The following is a 1,667-nucleotide window of genomic DNA, read 5'->3' on the forward strand; positions in this document are numbered from 1 at the left end:
GTATCAGGATCCATCCAACCAATCTTGTTAGTATCACCTGATAACATGTTTATTACAAATGTCTGTAATGTGTCATCTAAATTATGTCCTGTAGCAATTACATCTGCATTAATATCGTTTGCTGCATGATCAATTGCACGTCTTCTTAAAGTTCCACATATGGAACACGAAGATGTTTTTTCATTTCCTCTTAAATCCAATGCCTCGTCTAATGTTAAATCAAATAATTCTTTGTAAGAGAAAACCTTGTGTTCTACATTTAATTTTGCACAAAATTCTTGCACTATTTCCAGTGCCTCATTTCTATATCCTGGAATTCCTTCATCAATTGTTATCGCTTTAATTCTAAAATTATGTGTAGACCTCATTTGATTAATAACATTAAGCAAAGCAAGTGAATCTTTACCACCAGATACTGCAACAGCTACTAATTCATTATTTTGAATCATATTGTATTTTGAAATGGTTTTTGCAGTTTTTCTTAGAATTGAATTTGAAAAACAATTAGAACATAATTTTTCCCCAGAATATTTGCGAGTATATGCTGCTTGATTTTCGCATCTATCACATTTCATAAAATTCTATTATTTTTTTCATTAATGATTCTTTAGGCAATTTTTAGATTGTAAACCAGCCTGATTTCATATATGATAGTGCAATATTCAAGCCAAACAATCCGAATGTAAATGCGTAAATTCCCCACATTGTAATATTTACTGCCTTGTCTGAGATCTTTTTATCAATTATAGTGTGAATAAATTTTCCACCATCTAAAATTGGAAGTGGCAACATATTGATTATTCCAATAAAAAATGAGATCATCCATAGCCATAACAAAAACATCGAAACTCCTGGATCTTTCCACTCAATAAAATTTAAGACAGGTTTGTATGCAAATGAATTGTCTCTTATTATTCCAATTAATCCTTTTTGAGGATCATCAGGTGACGGTATTACTTCAACTGGAAATTGTAATATTTGTCCATCTCTAAGTATTGAAACTTGAGCAATATCACCAGGAATTAGATCTGTCTTTTGAAAATCTAACGGACTTAGTATTTGAACTCCATTAATCGAGGTAATGATATCGTTTGCAAGTAATCCAGCTTTTTCTGCTCCAGAATCTGGAATTATTGAAAGTACAGTTACTCCATCTGGTAAATCATAAAATACGCTTAGCAATGGTTCTGGTACGATCATTGCAAAGAAAGGATTTGTTAACAGTATCAGTCCTAAAGCAAATGCAAAAATTACATTCGATGTTGCTCCTGCTCCAATGACTCGTAACTTTGAAATCTTTTTTGCCTTGTTAAATTCCTCTTCATCTGGTTCTACAAATCCTGCAAACATTGCAATAAATATTGCAAATCCACCTGTTTTGATCTTAATTTTTTCTAGTGTTGCAACAATTCCATGTGCACCTTCATGAATTACTAAAACAACTGGTATTGATAGTAAAAAGTATAGAATTGATGATGATGAAGTCAAAGTAATACCTGGAATTAGCACTGTTAATTGTGAGAATTCAGATGGTGCTACAAAGAATTTAGAAACATTTGATATCAAAAACCAAAATGCAAACCCCATCATTAGAAAACCTGCAACTACACTTACATCAGCAAAAACTTTGATGCCTCGTCTAGTTCGTCCTAGCACTTTTGTTAAAG

General features: G+C 32.0%; 2 protein-coding genes. Both read right to left on the bottom strand.

The window, feature by feature from the left end:
• On the bottom strand, positions 1–575 hold a 575-nt coding region (locus BG20_RS11475), incomplete at its 3' end, for a PP-loop family protein (RefSeq protein WP_010195613.1).
• 43 nt (positions 576–618) lie between these two features.
• The coding region (locus BG20_RS11480) for a M50 family metallopeptidase (protein ID WP_010195616.1) at positions 619–1,667 on the bottom strand (1,049 nt) is incomplete at its 5' end.

This window comes from Candidatus Nitrosarchaeum limnium BG20 (genome assembly GCF_000241145.1).
GTDB lineage: Archaea > Thermoproteota > Nitrososphaeria > Nitrososphaerales > Nitrosopumilaceae > Nitrosarchaeum > Nitrosarchaeum limnae.